17 protein-coding genes are annotated in these 16,165 nt (G+C 70.3%); 7 read left to right on the forward strand and 10 right to left on the reverse strand.

The features are described 5' to 3' along the window. Positions 1 to 44 precede the first annotated feature (44 nt). Together MUY22_RS21515 and MUY22_RS21520 are read right to left on the reverse strand one after the other, a co-directional pair. Positions 45 to 1,511 (reverse strand): CHAP domain-containing protein, encoded by a 1,467-nt coding sequence (locus MUY22_RS21515; protein WP_247061986.1) that lies wholly within the window; start codon positions 1,509 to 1,511, stop codon positions 45 to 47. Positions 1,512 to 1,543: 32 nt separating this feature from the next. After that, positions 1,544 to 2,860: a hypothetical protein gene (locus MUY22_RS21520; protein ID WP_305879376.1), complete on the reverse strand. Its 1,317-nt coding sequence runs from the start codon at positions 2,858 to 2,860 to the stop codon at positions 1,544 to 1,546. A gap of 257 nt (positions 2,861 to 3,117) precedes the next feature. Between MUY22_RS21520 and MUY22_RS21525 the strand changes: the two genes are divergently transcribed. Further along, on the forward strand, positions 3,118 to 3,609 hold the full coding sequence (locus tag MUY22_RS21525; RefSeq protein WP_247061987.1) for a TetR/AcrR family transcriptional regulator: 492 nt from the start codon (positions 3,118 to 3,120) through the stop codon (positions 3,607 to 3,609). 18 nt (positions 3,610 to 3,627) lie between these two features. Here the strand turns inward: MUY22_RS21525 and MUY22_RS21530 are convergent, their stop codons facing one another. Further along, on the reverse strand, positions 3,628 to 4,269 hold the full coding sequence (locus MUY22_RS21530; RefSeq protein WP_247061989.1) for a TetR/AcrR family transcriptional regulator: 642 nt from the start codon (positions 4,267 to 4,269) through the stop codon (positions 3,628 to 3,630). Between the two features lie 115 nt (positions 4,270 to 4,384). Between MUY22_RS21530 and MUY22_RS21535 the strand changes: the two genes are divergently transcribed. Together MUY22_RS21535 and MUY22_RS21540 are read left to right on the forward strand one after the other, a co-directional pair. Further along, on the forward strand, positions 4,385 to 5,374 hold the full coding sequence (locus MUY22_RS21535; protein ID WP_247061991.1) for a PhnD/SsuA/transferrin family substrate-binding protein: 990 nt from the start codon (positions 4,385 to 4,387) through the stop codon (positions 5,372 to 5,374). A 10-nt stretch (positions 5,375 to 5,384) separates the two neighbouring features. Further along, complete coding sequence (locus MUY22_RS21540; protein WP_247061993.1) at positions 5,385 to 6,374, forward strand: amidohydrolase family protein; 990 nt, start codon at positions 5,385 to 5,387, stop codon at positions 6,372 to 6,374. Positions 6,375 to 6,647: 273 nt separating this feature from the next. On the opposite strand, the gene MUY22_RS21545 is transcribed toward MUY22_RS21540, so the two are convergent. The 5 genes from MUY22_RS21545 to MUY22_RS21565 all read right to left on the reverse strand — a co-directional run bounded on the left by MUY22_RS21545 (position 6,648) and on the right by MUY22_RS21565 (position 11,619). Continuing rightward, entirely contained in the window at positions 6,648 to 7,136 is a 489-nt protein-coding gene (locus tag MUY22_RS21545; protein WP_247061995.1) for a hypothetical protein, read from the reverse strand. A gap of 164 nt (positions 7,137 to 7,300) precedes the next feature. Next, positions 7,301 to 7,633: a MerR family transcriptional regulator gene (locus MUY22_RS21550; protein ID WP_247061997.1), complete on the reverse strand. Its 333-nt coding sequence runs from the start codon at positions 7,631 to 7,633 to the stop codon at positions 7,301 to 7,303. A gap of 675 nt (positions 7,634 to 8,308) precedes the next feature. After that, on the reverse strand, positions 8,309 to 9,064 hold the full coding sequence (locus MUY22_RS21555) for an SDR family NAD(P)-dependent oxidoreductase (RefSeq protein ID WP_247062000.1): 756 nt from the start codon (positions 9,062 to 9,064) through the stop codon (positions 8,309 to 8,311). A 12-nt stretch (positions 9,065 to 9,076) separates the two neighbouring features. Next, positions 9,077 to 10,069: an LLM class flavin-dependent oxidoreductase gene (locus MUY22_RS21560; protein WP_247062002.1), complete on the reverse strand. Its 993-nt coding sequence runs from the start codon at positions 10,067 to 10,069 to the stop codon at positions 9,077 to 9,079. Further along, the gene (locus MUY22_RS21565; RefSeq protein WP_247062003.1) at positions 10,066 to 11,619 is read right to left on the reverse strand and encodes a long-chain fatty acid--CoA ligase; all 1,554 of its coding nucleotides are present in this window, start codon (positions 11,617 to 11,619) and stop codon (positions 10,066 to 10,068) included. The genes MUY22_RS21560 and MUY22_RS21565 overlap by 4 nt, the downstream gene beginning before the upstream one ends. Before the next feature lie 126 nt (positions 11,620 to 11,745). On the opposite strand from MUY22_RS21565, the gene MUY22_RS21570 reads away from it, so the two are divergent. Further along, complete coding sequence (locus MUY22_RS21570; protein WP_247062004.1) at positions 11,746 to 12,372, forward strand: TetR/AcrR family transcriptional regulator; 627 nt, start codon at positions 11,746 to 11,748, stop codon at positions 12,370 to 12,372. On the opposite strand, the gene MUY22_RS21575 is transcribed toward MUY22_RS21570, so the two are convergent. Continuing rightward, a complete protein-coding gene (locus MUY22_RS21575; protein ID WP_247062005.1) occupies positions 12,369 to 13,259 on the reverse strand; it encodes an alpha/beta fold hydrolase in 891 nt (296 codons plus the stop codon). The two genes, MUY22_RS21570 and MUY22_RS21575, sit on opposite strands and share 4 nt — an antisense overlap. Positions 13,260 to 13,333: 74 nt before the next feature. Here MUY22_RS21575 and MUY22_RS21580 point away from each other — a divergent pair, with 74 nt between their 5' ends. Both MUY22_RS21580 and MUY22_RS21585 read left to right on the forward strand, forming a co-directional pair. Then, the gene (locus MUY22_RS21580; RefSeq protein ID WP_247062006.1) at positions 13,334 to 13,903 is read left to right on the forward strand and encodes a carboxymuconolactone decarboxylase family protein; all 570 of its coding nucleotides are present in this window, start codon (positions 13,334 to 13,336) and stop codon (positions 13,901 to 13,903) included. Continuing rightward, positions 13,896 to 14,696, forward strand: a complete 801-nt coding sequence (locus MUY22_RS21585) for a helix-turn-helix domain-containing protein (protein ID WP_247062007.1) — start codon at positions 13,896 to 13,898, stop codon at positions 14,694 to 14,696. Before MUY22_RS21580 ends, MUY22_RS21585 begins: the two co-directional genes overlap by 8 nt. Here MUY22_RS21585 and MUY22_RS21590 read toward each other — a convergent pair. Continuing rightward, complete coding sequence (locus tag MUY22_RS21590; RefSeq protein WP_247062008.1) at positions 14,693 to 15,295, reverse strand: TetR/AcrR family transcriptional regulator; 603 nt, start codon at positions 15,293 to 15,295, stop codon at positions 14,693 to 14,695. The genes MUY22_RS21585 and MUY22_RS21590 overlap by 4 nt on opposite strands. A 91-nt stretch (positions 15,296 to 15,386) precedes the next feature. Here MUY22_RS21590 and MUY22_RS21595 point away from each other — a divergent pair, with 91 nt between their 5' ends. Then, entirely contained in the window at positions 15,387 to 16,142 is a 756-nt protein-coding gene (locus MUY22_RS21595) for an SDR family NAD(P)-dependent oxidoreductase (protein WP_247062010.1), read from the forward strand. The last annotated feature ends 23 nt before the right edge of the window (positions 16,143 to 16,165 follow it).

Raw genomic sequence — 16,165 nt, forward strand, 5'->3', positions numbered from 1 at the left:
GGTGTCAGGAGCCCCAAGCCGTGAAGACCGATCCTTTCGGTGGGTCAGGCGAGCGTTTCCAGGTGCATGGACCGATCGGGCATTCCGGTGACCGCGATGGACAGCACCTTGCCGCCGCCGTCGGAGATGGTCGGGGCGGCCCAGCTGCCGTCGGCGTTGCGGATGTGGTCGAAGACCTTGCCGCCCGTCAACGTCTCCAGGTGCATCGAGCCGTCGATCATGCCGGTGATCGCGATCTGCTGCACCGTGCCGCCGTTGTCGGAGACGGCCGCGCCGGTCCAGTTTCCGTTGGGCAGGCGGACGTTGTCGAAGACCCGGCCGCCGGTCAGGGTTTCCAGGTGCATCGACCCGTCGGGGAGGCCGGCCACGGCGATCTGCTGGACGGTGCCGCCGCCGTCGGAGATGGCCGCGCCGCTCCAGCTGCCGTCCGGCCGGAGCACGTTGTCCCAGACGACGCCGCCGCTGAGCGTCTCCAGGTGCATCGAGCCGTCGGGCAACGCGGCGACCGCGATCTGCGAAACGGTGCCGCCGGTGTCGGACGCCGTCAGGGCGGTCCAGCTGCCGTCGGCCAGGCGGACGTGGTCGAAGACCTTCCCGCCCGTCAACGTCTCCACGTGCATCGAACCGTCGGGCATGCCGGCCACGGCGATCTGCTGAACGGTGCCGCCGCTGTCGGAGATGGCCGCGCCGCTCCAGCTGCCGTCCGGCCGGCGTTCGTTGTCCCAGACGACACCGCCGCTGAGCGTCTCCAGGTGCATCGACCCGTTGGGCAGCGTGGCGACCGCCATCTGGGAGACGTGGCCGCTGCCGTCGGCGACACCCGGGCCGCTCCAGGTGCTGGTGCTGTCGAGGACGTTGTCGAACACCTTGCCGGTGGTCGGTCCGCCGCCGGACACGCCCGGCGGGCTGACGTAACCCGAGATGGGCCAGCTGTTGCCCCCGGAGACCGCGGTGATGGGGTTGATCGTCTCCTGGACGACTTTGTTCAGCGCCGCGGTGCTGCCGCCGTAGTCGCCGTTGACGGTGGTGATCGTGCCGTTCGCGTTGACCGAGTAGACGATGCCGACGTGCCCGCCGAGCCCCGCGTTGGGCGCGCCGAACACGACCAGGTCGCCGGGGGCCGGGTTGCCCATGGTGCCGTTCGCCCGCGGCTTCCACACGCCGTTCTGCATGGCCCAGCCGCCGACGCTGGTGGCGACCCACAGGTTCGGGCTCGGGTTGACGCCGGCGCCCCGCCAGATCCAGCCGGCGAAGACCGCGCACCAGAAGGCGTCGCAGGCCGACTTGCCGCCGGCGTCGGCGAACCCGCTGCAGCCCTGGCCCACCTTGGAGTGGGCGAGATCGGCGATCGCCTGCCGGGTGACCGCGGCCGTGGTCCGCGGTGCGGCTACTGCGGGTGCCGTTGTGGTGGAAGCGTTCGCGGGCAGTCCGCCGGCGGACATCGCGACCGCGACACAGGCGATCACGACCAGCGCCGACCGTCTCGCCCGGCCCTTTGTGGTGGTGAACAACGTATTCTCCTCGTGGTCGTGACGCGGTTCGGTCAGACGAGCGTTTCGAGGTGCATGGACCGATCGGGCATTCCGGTGACGGCGATGAAGAAGACCTTGCCGCCGCCGTCGGAGATGCTCGGCGCGGCCCAGCTGCCGTCGGCGTTGCGGATGTGGTCGAAAGCCTTGCCCCCGGTCAGGGTTTCCAGGTGCAGGGAGCCGTCGACCATGCCGGTGATCGCGATCTGCTGCACCGTGCCGCCGTTGTCGGACACGGCCGGGCCGGTCCAGTTCCCGTTGGGCAGGCGGACGTTGTCGAACACCCGGCCGCCGGTCAGCGTCTCGAGGTGCATCGAGCCGTCGGGCAGGCCGGCGACGGCGATCTGTTGGACGGTGCCGCCGCCGTCGGACACGGCCGGGCCGCTCCAGCTGCCGTCGGGCCGCAGGACGTTGTCGAAGACCCGGCCGCCGTTGAGGGTCTCGAGGTGCATCGAGCCGTCGGGCAACGCGGCGATCGCGATCTGGGAGACCGCGCCACCGCCGTCGGCGAGGGTTACGGCGTCCCAGCTGCCGTCGGCGCGGCGGATGTGGTCGAAGACCTTGCCGCCGGTCAACGTCTCCAGGTGCATGGACCCGTTGGGCAGGCCGGCGACGGCGATCTGCTGGACGGTGCCGCCGCCGTCGGAGATGGCCGCCCCGCTCCAGCTGCCGTCGGGGTTGCGGACGTTGTCGAAGACCAGGCCACCGCTGAGGGTTTCCAGGTGCATGGAGCCGTTGGGCAGCGCGGCGACCGCGATCTGCGAGACGCTGCCGCCGCCGTCGGAGACGCCCGCGCCGCTCCAGGTGCCGTTGCCGTCGAGGACGTTGTCGAACACTTTGCCGGTGCGGTGTGCGGGCGGCGTCGACCCGAGCCGGTCGATCGCCGCCTGCGCCACGCTTTCGTGACTCAGGTAGGCGCCGGAGTTGTAGGTGGTCCAGGGGGCCCAGTTCGTGCCGCCGTTGGAGATGGACCAGGCGGCGCCGGCGTTGCACTGGGCGTCGAGCAGGCAGGACACGGCGATGCCGTGGACGCTGTTGATCTGCCACAGCCCGTAGTCCGTCGAACCGTTCGAGTTGTGGGCCTGGGCGCTGGGGTTGCAGCCGGATTCGGCGAGGGCCACGGAAACGGCGACGAGCAGGTTGTGGCCGGAGAAGCCGGCGTTCACCGCGACCTGCGCGCAGAGATCCGCTCCGACGGGGGCCGCGACCCTCGGCGATGCGGCGGGCGTCCCCTGTCCTTCCGTGTTCGGCGCGACGGGATGGGGGCCGGTCGACGCGGAGGCCACGCCGCCACCGGTGAGTGCCGCGGCGACCGCGGTCACGAGCACCACTTGCCGGGACCACGCGCATCTTCGTGTCCTGCGAACAGAATTCTTCACCAGAGTTCCTCATTTCGGTTTCTCGATGGCGTCACTGCGGCTCGTCGGCCGTGGGCCTGGTTGCGGCACTGTTTCGTCTGCGGGAGAAGCGATCCCGTGACTTCGCCGGCGGTGAGCTTGGCCGTGGTCGAGACCATAGCCGAGATTTATCCACCTGGTCAATCCATGTGGATAAATCGCTTGGTTAAGAGGGTGGGTACACTCCGGCCATGGGTAACCGAGAGGACTTGCTGGCCGGGGCCAAGCAGTGCCTGGTCGAACGCGGCTGGGCGCGGACCACCGTGCGGGACATCGCCGCGGCCGCCGGGGTCAACCACGCGGCCATCGGCTACCACTTCGGTTCCCGGGACGCCCTGCTCACTCAGGCGCTGGTGGAAGCGGTGGACGAGCTCGGCGTCGAACTCGCCGGCCGCGCCACGGCCGACACCCCGGAGCAGGGCTGGCAGGTCCTGATCGACACCTTCACCACCCATCGGGCGCTGTGGGTCGCCCAGGTCGAGGCCCTCGTGCAAGCCGAAAGGTCTCCCGAAGTCCGCGAACACCTCGCCCGCGGGCAGCAGAAGGGCCGGGGCGCACTCGGCGGCTCGGTACCGCTCGCGCTGATGACCGGCCTCATGCTGCAGTGGCTGGCGGATCCCGAGCGCGCGCCCTCCGGCGAGGACGTGGTCGCCGAACTCCGTTCCCTCACCGCAAAACTCTGACCACGCCGGAGCGGTGGGTCAGCGACGTTCGCGGAGCAGTCCGGTGTCGCCGAGCGCGATGCGGACGTCGCGGACGAAACCGGTGGTGTCGTCGAGCCCGAATGCCGTGTACTGCAGGACGAATCCGTGCAGCACGGCCATGACCACGCGCGCTCCGCGGTCGGGGTCCAGGTCGGCCGGGACGCTGCCCGCTCGCTGGCCGTTGCTGAGGGCGTCCGCGATGCGTCGGCGCACGCCCTCGAAGCCCGCTTCGGCCTGCTGCCGCAACCCTTCGTGGCGTAGCAGCTCGCCCCACGCCTGGACGGCGCAGCGCAGCAGCTCGTCGACCGGGACGGCTTGGCCGGTCTCGTCGACGGCGATCTCGCCGCTCACCGGGTCGATCGCCGCCGCGACCAGGTCGGCGAGCGTCACGTCGCCGGCCGCGTCGACGAACCGCTCGACGGGATCGAACATCACCCGGAAGGCGTCGCCGGCGATCTCGAGGATGATCTCCTCCTTGCCGGCGAAGTAGCGGTACGGGGCGCCGACCGACACGCCCGCTTCGGCGGCGATGTCGGGCATCGACGTCTGGTGGAAGCCGTCGCGCGAGAAGCAGCGACGGGCCGCCGCCACGATCTGCGACCGGTTCGCCGCCCGGCGCTCGGCAGTGATGCGGGGCACGGCTCACCTCCTTCCGCGAATGACCATTCGCCTTGACGATAGCAGGGGGCGCGCGGCATCATCAAAATGAAAGGTCGTTCACGGAAGCGGCCCGCGAGGCGAAGGAGGACTTGTCATGACCGACCCGAAGCTCACCATGGGCGTCTACCGGTACGAGCACACCGAGCCGCTGTTCGACGGGCGCGTCGCGATCGACGCCACCCTGGAGACGTCGCCGCTGATCTCCGACGTCTTCCAGCGCATGGCCGAGGGTGACCTGGACGTCGCCGAGTACGGGCTGACCTACTTCCTGCGCTCGTTCGACCTGGCCGGCTCGCCCTTCCTGGCCCTGCCGATCTTCCCGAACCGCAACTTCCGGCACTCGGCCCTGTTCGTGAACGCCGACAGCGGGATCGAGCGGCCGGAAGACCTCGCGGGCAAGACGATCGGCGAGTTCGCGCTGTACGGCTCCGACCCGGGTGTCTGGGTGAAGGGCATCCTCGCCGACGAACACGGCGTGACGCCCGAAAAGATGAACTGGGTGATCGGCGGCACCGACCACCCGATCCCGTCGTTCGACTGGATCCCGCAGCCCGTCCCGGCCGGCGTCGACGTCCGCCACGCCGGCGACGAGGAGACCTTGGCCGCGCTGCTCGAAGCGGGCGAGATCGACGCGCTGCTCTCGGTCGACGTCCCGCGGAGCCTGCTCGACGGCTCCACGAAGAAGATCCGGCGGCTGTTCGTCGACTACGAAGCGGTCGAACGGGACTACTACCGCCGCACCGGCATCTTCCCGATGATGCACGTCGTCGCGATCCGCCGGGAACTGGCCGAGGTGCCCGGCCTGGCCACGTCGATCTACGAGGCGTTCGGCCAGGCCAAGGAAATCGTGCAGGAGCAGTACCGGGCCAACGCCGCGAAGCAGCACATGGCCGTGATCACCCCCTGGTTCAGCGAGCTGTTCGCGGAGAACCGGGCGCTGCTGGGCGAGGACTGGTGGCCGTACGGCCTCGACGCCAACCGCGAGGCCGTCGACACCTTCCTGCGCTACCACCACGAGCAGGGGCTGTCCCGGCGGCGGCTCACGGCCGAGGACATCTTCGCCCCCGAACTCCTCGACACGTGAAGGAAAGCTCGTGAAAATCATTGGCCTGGAAGAACATTTCGTGACCCGCGACGTCGTCGACGCGTGGTGCGCGCTGGAACCCGAGTGGCAGGATCTGTCGCTGACGCCGTCCACGCGGGGCGATTCCGCCCGCCGGCTGGCCGGCTTCGGCGACGAGCGGCTCGCCGGGATGGCGAAGGCGGGACTCGACGTCCAGGTGTTGTCGTTGAGCACCCCGGGCGTGCAGAACCTGGCCCCGGCCGACGCCGTCGCGTTGCAGACCGCCACCAACGACACCCTCGCCGAGGTGGTCCGCGCCCGTCCGGGCAGCTTCCAGGGCTTGGCGACGTTGGCCACGCCGCGTCCGGCTGCGGCGGCCGCCGAGCTGGAACGCGCGGTGACCGAGCTGGGCCTCAACGGCGCGATGCTCTTCGGGCGCACCAGGGACCGGAACATGGACGAGCCCGGGTTCTGGCCGATCTACGAGGCGGCGGCCGCGCTCAGGGCGCCGCTGCACCTGCATCCGCAGTCCCCGCCCGCCGCCGTGCGCGGTGCTTACTACAGCGGCTACGGCCCACGGGTCGACGCCGCTCTCGCCACGCACGGCATCGGGTGGCACTACGACAGCGGCGTGCAGGTCCTCCGCCTCATCCTGAGCGGGGTGTTCGACCGCTTCCCCGACCTGCAGGTGATCGTCGGTCACTGGGGCGAGATGGTGTTGTTCTACCTGGACCGCATCGATTCGCTGAACGAGCTGGCCGAGCTGCGACGGCCGGTCTCCGATTACTTCCGCACCAACATCTTCCTGGCACCGAGCGGCATCCTCAGCCGCCGCTACCTGAGGTGGGCGACCGAGGTGGCCGGCGTCGATCGGATCCTGTTCTCGACGGACTACCCCTTCGTCACCCCACCGCCGGGCGGGGCGCGTGCCTTCCTGGCAGAGGCGGGGCTCAGCGACGCGGACCGGCTGAAGATCGCCTCGGGCAACTGGGACCGGCTCTGCGCCTCCATCCGGCGTTGATCCGGTTTTGGCTGCGGTGAGGCTCGGTGAACGAGTCCCGGACGACGGGCGGAGGTGCGCGCTATCGCCGGCAGTCCCGGCAGTGGGTGGCCCGGGCCAGCTGCCACGGCTTGGCCGCCCAGCGCCGCAGGGCAGTGATCGGCCGTCTTCAGTGCCAGCCGAGCTCGGCCGGCTGTTCGCCGGCTTTGCCCCAGGGCCAGACAGTCACCTTCTCCGGCCACCGGAACCTGATGTCCATGGCCGCGACGCCGCTGCGCGCAGCGGGAAGAGACGTCACAGCCAGCGAGACAGCCACCACAACGACAACGACCACCACTCTTCGAGTCGTGCCCGGGTTCTCTCCATCTTCACGCCGTGATGCCACAGGAACAGCAGGACGGTGGCGCCCGCGCCGAGCAGAGTCAGCAAGCTGCCGGCCACGATCGGCCCGGTGTGCTTGTCCCCGGCGTCCAGTTCCGCGCGCTGTTCGGCCGGCCACACCCTGATCTGCACCTGGCGGCCCAGAACGACAGCACGCCGCCCTAGGTGGTTCTCGAAGGTCTCCCACCTCGTCACCCCGTCGGGTCCGGTGTACTCGACGTCCGCGGTCGGGGGCTGCCGGACCCCGACCGAGACGACCCGCCCCGGGAAGAGCCCCGCCGACCGGTTCACGTCCGCGGCCATGGAAACGCCGGTCCACACCACCGCGAGCCCGCCGATCAGCACGACCAGGGGAAGCCACAACAGGGCCGCTTCGGGCAGCCAGGACTTCGACGACGTCATGCCTCCAGTACGCTACGAAGGGCACCGCGGTTGCCCGGCGGCCCGGAAACGCTTGCGCCGACGTCTTTGCCCGGGAGTGACATCGGATTGCACCGGGCTCCGAAGGCGTCCCCGCGAATCCGAAGGCCCCGGCCGAGTCGAGGCTGGGGCTTTGCTCGGCCGGGTCAGTCGTTGGTGCGGAGTTCGGTGTTGAGGCGCTGGGCCTCGTGCAGCTGGTCTTCGAGGGTGACGATGCGGCACGCGGCGTCCACGGCGGTGCCCTGGTCGACCAGCTCTCGGACTCGGGCGGCCAGTCTCAGCTGGTGGCGGGAGTAGCGGCGGTGGCCGCCGGTGGAGCGTTGGGGGGTGATCAAGCCCGCTTCACCCAGGCTGCGCAGGAAACCTTGGGTGGCGCCCAGGATGTCGGCGGCTCGGCCCATGGTGTAGGCGGGGTAGTGCTCGTCGTCGAACTTGTCGGCCCCGCTGGGCGTGGCCGGTCCTTCTTGGTCAGGAATCACTCTGCCTCCACGTCACAAAGGACCCCGGGTGCCACTGCGGCACCCGGGGTCCTCAAGGGTTGGGTTTCACCATTGTCAACCGACGCGAACGACGGCTTCCTGCACCCGCGTCCGGCGTGAAGCCGGGTTGTGCGGGGATCGCTTACTCGTGACCGAGCACCACCTCCGAACTCGATGGGACTGCGGCACCCGCGCGGCACTACCCGGCCGCTGCGGGCGATCCAATGATGGTTCCGTTCCCTTCTCTCCTGGGATTTCTTCTTGCTGGGTACTGCAACACCACTTGCCGCGAACGCCACTGCCGGGACCCTTTCCCTGATCGGTCCCAGCACGCTGACGCCGCTGGTCACTGCCCGGAGCCCCGTCACCGATCGGCTCCGGCCACCTGACCGGTCCTGCAACTGCACCAACTACTCACTGACTACTGCTGCTGATCTTCGCGGGAACACGTCACCCGCACGGGCACCAGCCGGAACCTGTTCCTTGATCGGCTCCGTCCTGCCTGACCGTCTTGTCTCACCTCGCGGGTAGTTACGTTCTCTCCCGCGCCTGCTTGACGTTGTCTCTCTCGGTATGAGCAGAACATTACACACGCCCGCTCGGGAATGTCTACCCCGGCTGGCACAGATTTTCTGGAGTCAATCGAACGGGTGACGGCCGGGCCCGCCCCGGGCCTCAGACCAGGGACGCCGACAGGCCGCCGTCCAGGACGTAATGGCTTCCGGTGATCCAGGTGGCCCGGTCGGAGGCCAGGAACGCGGCCACTTCCGCGATGTCCTGCGGGGTGCCCAGGCGGCCCTGCTTCGCCGCGACCAGGTCGCCGAAGGGGACCTGGGTCGCCGCCTCGAAGTCGGGGACCAGGCGCTCCACCATGGCCGTGTCCGCGAAGCCCGGGCAGACCGCGTTGACGCGGATGCCCGCCGGGCGCATCTCGACCGCCGCCACGCGCGTCAGCTGGATGACCGCGGCCTTCGTCGCGCAGTAGGAGCCCAGCAGCGGGCTGCCGCCGATGCCCGCGATCGACGAGATGTTGACGATGTTGCCCTTGGACTCCACCAGGTGCGGGGTCGCCGCCTTCATCGCCACGAACGTGCCGCGCACGTTGACCGCGAAGATCTTGTCGAAGCTCTCCGTGGACTGCTGCAGCAGCGGCGACGACACCTCGATCCCGGCGTTGTTGACCAGGACGTCGAGGCCGCCGAGGAGGTCGACCGCCTGCTGGATCGCCGCCTGGACCTGGGCTTCGTCGGTGACGTCGCAGTTGGCGACGCCGGCCGCGCCGATCTCCTCGGCCGCCTGCTTGGCCGAGTCGGCGTTGAGGTCGCTGACCACGACCTTGGCGCCGCGTTCGATGAACAGCGTCGCGATGGCCTTGCCGATCCCGGCGCCGGACCCGGTGACGAAGACGCGCTTTCCCTCAAGCTCGGACATTCTCGTTCCCTTTCACATCGCGTCGATCTTGGGCAGGATTTCTTCCTTGAGCCGCTTCAGGTCGTCGAGCGTCTTCGCCACCGGCACGTCCTGGAACGGCGGCCACAGGAACGGCATCGTCAGCCCGGCTTCGTTGTAGCGCTTGAGCCGGTCGGTGATCTGCGCCGCCGACCCGACGAGCAGGTTGGTGCCCTTGCCCAGCGGGCTCTGGTCCACGTCCTCGTCGGTGATGACGAACCAGATCATGCTGGAGATCTCGAGGTCGTCGACCGACCGCTTGGTGCCGAGCTCGTCGAGCTCACGCTGGATCTCCGTGCGCCACCGCTGGATGTCCTCGGGCGAGTCCTGGATCCCGATCCAGCCCGACAGGTTGTACTTGGCGATGCGGCTCGCCGAGCGCTTCGGGTCCTTGAGGCCGCTGAAGAAGATCGGCGGGTGCGGCTTCTGCACCGGCTTCGCCCCGAACCCGGCCGGCTCGAAGTCGGCGAACTCGCCGTGGTATTCGAAGACCTCGTTGGTCCAGATGCCCTGCATGATCTCCAGGGTTTCGCGGACGTGCTTGTGCCGCTTGGGAAAGATGTGCGCGGCGCTGGCGGCGGCGAACTCCTCCGGCATCCAGCCGGAGCCGACGGCGACGTTGAGCCGCCCGCCCGAGAGGTGGTCGATGGTGGCCAGCTCCGCGGCGAGCACGCCGGGGGACCGGTACGGCGTGTCGATGATGCTCATGCCGATCCGGACCTTCGAGGTCTTCGCGGCGAGCCAGGGGAGCAGCGGCATGCCCTGCAGGAACTCGCCCCGCGAGCTCACCGGGAGCTGCTTGCCCATTTCGTCCAGCATCCCGAAGGGGTACTGCATTTCCCCGCGGTCCGAGGACTCCGGCACGATGATCCGGTCGAGCGTCCAGACGGAGTCGAAGTCGAGGTCCTCGGCGAGGGCGGTGAGGTCCTCGAGTTCCCGCACGGTCACTTTGTCCCGGAAGTTCGGCAGGTAGAGCGCGAGTTTCATGGTCGGACAGCCTCCTTGCTGCGTTCGGTGAAGGTGGAGCGGATGTCGGCCTTGAGGACCTTGCCGACGGTCGAGCGCGGCAGCTCCGGCCAGATCTCGACCTGCTTGGGCGCCTTGACGCTGCCGATGCGGGCCTTGACGAACGCGATCAGCTCGCCGGCGTCGAGGTCGGCGCCGGGCTGGAGCTGGACGACGGCGGTGACGCGCTCGCCCCACTTGTCGTCCGGCAGGCCGATCACCGCGCAGTCGCGGACGGCGTCGTGGGCCATCACGGCCTGCTCGACCTCGGCGGAGTAGACGTTGAACCCGCCGGTGATGACCATGTCCTTGGCGCGGTCGACGATGTGGAGGTAACCCTCGTCGTCGAGGAAGCCGATGTCGCCGGTGTGGTGCCAGCCGTGGGCGGACGCCTCCGCCGTGGCCTCCGGGTTGCGGTAGTAGCCGGCCATCACCAGTGAGCCGCGCACGCAGATCTCGCCGCGTTCGCCCCGCGGGACCGGATTGCCGTCGTCGTCGAGGATCGCCACCGTGACCAGCGGCGACGGCCGGCCCGCCGACGCCAGCCGTCCCGTGTGGACGGTGCCGTCCGGACGGCGGTGCTCGGCGGGCGCCATCGTCGAGATCATCATCGGGGCCTCGGACTGGCCGAACAGCTGAGCCATCGGCCCGATGCGGTCGAGCGCTTCGGTCAGCCGGGACGTCGACATCGGCGCGGCGCCGTACCAGAAGCACTGCAGCGACGAGAGATCCGTGGTGGCGAGCGCTTCGTGGCCGAGCACCATGTAGATCAACGTCGGCGGCAGGAACGTGTGGGTGACGTGGTGGCGCTCGATCAGCTCCAGGAACCGGCCGACGTCGGGCTTCGCCATGATCACGACCTCGCCGCCGCGGGCCAGGATCGGGAAGCACAGCACGCCGGCCGCGTGCGTCAGCGGGGCCAGGGCGAGGTACACCGGGCGCCCGTCGAAGGGGTAGCTCATCAGCGTGATCGCCGACATGACCTCGAGGTTGCGGTCGGTGAGCATGACGCCCTTGGGGCGGCCCGTCGTGCCACCGGTGCCGACCAGCGCGACGACGTCGCCGGGCGGCGCGGCCGCGGCGGCCGGGTCGTCGCGGGCGGCGTCGAGCCAGGCGTCGAAGCCCGGGGCGACGTCGTCGCCGTCGCCGAGCCGGACGAGCGTGGTCAGCTTCGGCAGCTTGGGGGCGATCTGGCCGACGAGCTCCTCGAAGCCCGGCTGGAAGATCACCGTGGTGCAGTCGAACAGGTCCAGCAGTTCCGCGTTCTCGCCGGCCGCGTTGCGCGGGTTGATCGGGCACCAGACCGCGCCCGCCCGGGAGATGCCGAAGACGCAGGCGAACGCGGTCGGGTCGTTGGCCGAGAGGATGCCGACCTTGTCCCCGGGCGCGACGCCCGAGCGCCGCAGGGCCCGGGCGACCCGCTCGGCGAGCGTGATCACCGCACCGTAGGAGAGCGAGACTTCGTCGAGGGTCAGGCAAGGCGCCTCGGGGTCGAGCGAAGCGCCCTTTTCCAGGTAGAAGAACAGAGACATCGTCGTCCCTTCGAAACCTCCGCCGGCGGCACCGGCGGCTGGTCACGACCTTGACGGCCATTTGGACGAATGTCAAGATTTTCTTGGACGATTGGTCAGAGAACCGCTCGATGGTATCTTCGGCCCGTGACCAGCGCAGCCGCCGTGAGGCGCCGGACCCGTGTCGACAAGTTCGAAGAGCGCCGCCGGGAACTCGCCGACGCGGCGCTGCTGGCGCTCGCCGACCTGGGGTACGCCCGCACCAGCCTGCGCACGATCGCCGAGCACACGAAGTTCTCCCACGGGCTGCTGCACTACTACTTCGCCGACAAGGTCGAGCTGATCACCTACTGCGTGCGGCGGTACAAGGCCGCCTGCGTGCAGCGCTACGAGGGCGGCGTCGGCGAGGTGGCCACGCCCGGGGAGCTGGCCGCGGCCTGCGCGGACGGGCTGGCCGCCGCGCTCGCCGACGCGCCGCTGATGCACCGGCTCTGGTACGACCTGCGCTCGCAGTCGATGTTCGAGGAAGCCTTCCGCGACGACGTCGCCGAGATCGACGACAGCCTGCAGGAGATGATCTGGCGCAACGTCAGCGCGTACGCCGACCTCGCCGGCGCGCCGCCGAACTGCTCGCCGTCGGAGGCCTACGCGCTGTTCGACGGCCTGTTCCAGCAAGCCCTGCTGCGCTACCTGATGAGCGCCGAAGGCGCGCTCGACGACCTCCGGAACGGCGTCCGCGCGTTGTTCCCGCGGCTTCTGTCCACTGAGGACTAAAGCAGGCTCGCCACGGCGTCCGCGAAGGCCTCCGGCGCTTCCTGCGGCGCGTTGTGCCCGATCCCGGCCAGCAGCCGATGTTCGTACGGGCCGGTGAAGTACTCGCGGTCGCCGGCCGCGCTCGGGCCGAGCAGGCCGTCGGCGCCGGTCTCCAGCAGCACGGTGGGCACGGTGATCGGCGGCTGCCCCGCGAGGACGTCTTCCAGGTCCTGGTAACGGGGATCGCCGTCGACGAGGCCGTAGCGGTGCCGGTAGGAGTGGATCACGACGTCGGCGAAGTCCGGGTTGTGCAGGCTGGACGCGCTCGCGGGGAACGCCGCGGCGGCGCCGGACCACGCCGGCGACCAGGTGCGCCACAGGAACTCGCACAGCTCTTCGCGGTTGCGTTCCAGCCCGCGGCGGCCGCGCTCGGAGTGGAAGTAGTACTGGTACCAGTACGTGGCTTCCCATTCCGGCTTGCCGGGTTCGTGCGCGGCGGCGATATCCTGGACGTTGTAGCCGTCGACGGTGACCAGGCCGCGGACGCGCTCCGGGTGCACCGCGGCGGTGATGCACGCCGCGCGCCCGCCCCAGTCGTAGCCGGCGAGGACCGCGGAGTCGATGCCCAGCGCGTCCATGAACTCGACCAGGTCGGTGCCGAGCGCCGCCTGCTGGCCCGAGCGCGGGGTGGCGTCGTCGCGGAACGACGTCGCGCCGAAGCCGCGCAGGTAAGGGGCGACGACCCAGGCGTTGCGGCGGGCCAGCAGCGGTGCGACCTCGTCGAAAGCCCTTACGTCATAAGGGAAACCGTGCAGCAGGATCACCGGCACCGCATCAGTGGGTCCGGAGTGTTCGTACGCGACGCTCAAGATCGGCGTGTCGACCTGCCCTGCTGACGTGAAGCCCATCCGGCGATTGTCGCACGAGCACGTTTACCTCCCAGGGAATTGGATCGACGTCGCGACCGGCCCAGACTCGGTTCATGACCAGTTACCCGATCCACACCGCCGACACCGCACCCGAAGCCGCCAAGGAGCCGTTGACCGTCCTGCAGGGAGCGTTCGGGTTCGTCCCGGCCGCGGCCGGGCTGATGGCGAACTCGCCGGCGTTGCTGAACACCTTCTTCTCGGCGTTCGGGCACTTCCGCGGCGGTGGCACGTTCGGCCCGGACGAGCGGCAGGTGCTGCTGCTGACCAACGCCGTCGCGAACGGCAGCGAGTGGGCCGTCGCGTTCCACACGCTGGAGTCGCTCGCGGACGGCGTCGAACCGGACGTCGTCGAGGCCCTGCGCCGCGGGGAGCGACCCGCCGACCCGCGGATGGCGGCGCTGTCGGCGCTCACCCGCGCGTTCATCGAGAAGCGCGGGCACCTCGACGACGCCGACGTCGCGGCGTTCACCGCGGCCGGCTTCACCGGGGAGCAGGTGTTCGAGGTGATCACCGGGGTGGCGATCTCGGCGATGACGAACTACACCGCGAACCTCGCCCGGCCCGCGCTGGAGGCGGCGGTGCGCCCGCACGCGTGGACCGCGGGATACTCGAGCCGTGTCTGACGTCGGTCCACTGCTGAAACACTGGCGCGGCGCCCGGCGGCTGAGCCAGCTGGCCCTCGCCGCCGAGGCCGCCGTGTCGATCCGCCACCTGTGCTTCCTGGAGACCGGCCGCGCGAACCCCAGCCGTGCCATGGTCCTCAAGCTCGCCGAGGTGCTCGACGTACCCCTGCGCGAACGCAACACCCTGCTGCTCAAGGCCGGGTTCGCGCCGGAGTACCCGGAGTCCGAACTGGACGCGCCGTCGCTGGCCGCCGTCCGGGACGCACTCGACACGATCCTGGCGCAGCAGGAGCCGTTCCCGGCGCTGGTGATGGACCGCAGCTGGGACATCCGGCACACCAACACCGCCGCGCGCCGGTTCTTCGCCCTTCTCCAGGACGGGCAGCCGAAGGCCGCGCCCGGCCCGGCGAACGTGCTGCGCCGGATGTTCCACCCGGACGGCGTCCGGCAGCGCGTGACGAACTGGCCGGAGGTCGCCGAGGCCCTGGTCCGGCGGGCGCGCCGGGAGGCGATCGGCGGCGTCGCCGACGAGCGGGCCCAGCGCATCCTCGACGAGGTGCTGGACTACCCCGGGGTGCCGAAGTCGCTGCGGTCGCTGGACGCGGCGACGCCGGTGCTGCCGATCGTGCCGATCCGGTACGCGCTGGGGGACCGGCGGTTCGACTACTTCTCGACGGTGACCACGCTCGGCACGCCGCAGGACGTGACGCTGCAGGAACTGCGCATCGAGTGCTTCTTCCCGATGAACGACGAGACCCGCGAGCAGGCGCACCGGCTGCGCACCCAAGCCTAGGTCGGTGGGGCGCCCGGTAGGGGGTCGCGGCCCGGGGCGCGCAAGCCGTCGAGGGTGATGGCGATGACGCGGTCGCGGCCGCTCTTCGCCGCGTCGAGGCCCAGGCAGTGCGGGGACATCCCGGCGGCCGCGCCGGCCAGGAACGGGACGTCCTGCCAGGCGACGTCGGGGCGGAGCGCGCCGGCTTCCCGGGCGCGCTCGGTGACCGCGCGGACGTGGTCGCGCAGGACGGCGAACGCCTCGGCCACCGCGGGGCCGCTCTCCCCGGGCTCGGCCGCCAAGGCGTCCGACAGGCCCCTGTTCTCCGCCTGTGCCGACGCGAGCGCGCGCACCAGTTCGGCGAAGCCGGTCCACGGATCGGGGGCTTCCGCGGCTTCGCGGGCCTGCTCCACCAGCTCGCCGACGACTTCCAGCAGCACCGCCTCCAGCAGCGCGTGGCGCGACGGGAAGCGCCGGTAGAACGTCGCGGGCCCGACCCCGGCGCGCTTGACGATCTCGTTGGTCGACACCGCCAGCCCGTGGTCGGCGATGGCCGTCCGCGCGGCCGCGATCACCAGCTCGGCGCTGCGGCGCGCGTCGGATCGCATCTCCCTGGCCATTTCCCGAGCCTAGCACTAGACGGAGAACCGCTCTCCGTCTAGTGCTACGGTGAAACGGAGAACGACTCTCCGTCTGGGAAGCAGGGCATTCATGGGCAGCTTGACCGGCAAGACTGCGCTGATCACCGGCGGCAGCGAGGGGATCGGCCTCGGGATCGCCGACGCCTTCGCGCGGGAAGGCGCGGACCTCGTCCTCCTGGCGCGCGACCCCGGCAAGCTCGACGCCGTCGCGGCGCGGCTGCACGGCGCGTCCGTGCGGACGGTCGCCGTCGATCTCGCCGAGCCGGACGCCCTGGCCGCGCTCCCCGCCGATCTCGCCGTCGACATCGTCGTCAACAACGCGGGGGTCACCCACCTGAAAGCCCTCGAGGACACCACCGACGCCGACTTCGACGCGATGGTGCGGGTCAACCTCGGCGTGCCGTTCCGGCTGGTCCGGCGGCTGCTGCCCGGGCTCGTCGCGGCGCGGGGGAACGTCGTCAACATCTCCAGCTACTGGGGCACGAAGATGGTCGACGGCCGCCCGGCGTCGGTGTACTCCGCGACGCGCGGCGCGCTCAACTCGTTCACCCAGGCGCTGGCCAGCGAGCTGGGGCCGGCCGGGGTGCGGGTCAACGCCATCGTGCCGGGGTCGGTCCGCACCCCGGCGTTCGAGCGGCGCTTCCTCGGTCCGATGAGCGACGACCAGCGCGCGGACTATGACGACTACGTCCGGCGCTCGTACCCGGCGGGCCGGATCGGCCTTCCGGCCGACGTCGCCGCCGCGGCGCTCTACCTCGTCTCGCCGGCCAGCACCTGGGTCACCGGCAGCATCCTCACCGTCGACGGCGGGTTCGCCGTCCGCTGAGCCCGGTGAACAGCTGAGCCCGG

Origin of the sequence: Amycolatopsis sp. WQ 127309 (genome assembly GCF_023023025.1) — a bacterium.
Classification (GTDB): domain Bacteria; phylum Actinomycetota; class Actinomycetes; order Mycobacteriales; family Pseudonocardiaceae; genus Amycolatopsis.

Coding starts and splice junctions, on each gene's coding strand:
- MUY22_RS21535 (WP_247061991.1), top strand. CDS start 4,385: ATGACCGACCCGAAGCTCACCATGGGCGTCTACCGGTACGAGCACACC.
- MUY22_RS21525 (WP_247061987.1), top strand. CDS start 3,118: ATGGGTAACCGAGAGGACTTGCTGGCCGGGGCCAAGCAGTGCCTGGTC.
- MUY22_RS21580 (WP_247062006.1), top strand. CDS start 13,334: ATGACCAGTTACCCGATCCACACCGCCGACACCGCACCCGAAGCCGCC.
- MUY22_RS21565 (WP_247062003.1), bottom strand. CDS start 11,619: ATGTCTCTGTTCTTCTACCTGGAAAAGGGCGCTTCGCTCGACCCCGAG.
- MUY22_RS21555 (WP_247062000.1), bottom strand. CDS start 9,064: ATGTCCGAGCTTGAGGGAAAGCGCGTCTTCGTCACCGGGTCCGGCGCC.
- MUY22_RS21545 (WP_247061995.1), bottom strand. CDS start 7,136: ATGACGTCGTCGAAGTCCTGGCTGCCCGAAGCGGCCCTGTTGTGGCTT.
- MUY22_RS21590 (WP_247062008.1), bottom strand. CDS start 15,295: ATGGCCAGGGAGATGCGATCCGACGCGCGCCGCAGCGCCGAGCTGGTG.
- MUY22_RS21595 (WP_247062010.1), top strand. CDS start 15,387: ATGGGCAGCTTGACCGGCAAGACTGCGCTGATCACCGGCGGCAGCGAG.
- MUY22_RS21575 (WP_247062005.1), bottom strand. CDS start 13,259: ATGGGCTTCACGTCAGCAGGGCAGGTCGACACGCCGATCTTGAGCGTC.
- MUY22_RS21560 (WP_247062002.1), bottom strand. CDS start 10,069: ATGAAACTCGCGCTCTACCTGCCGAACTTCCGGGACAAAGTGACCGTG.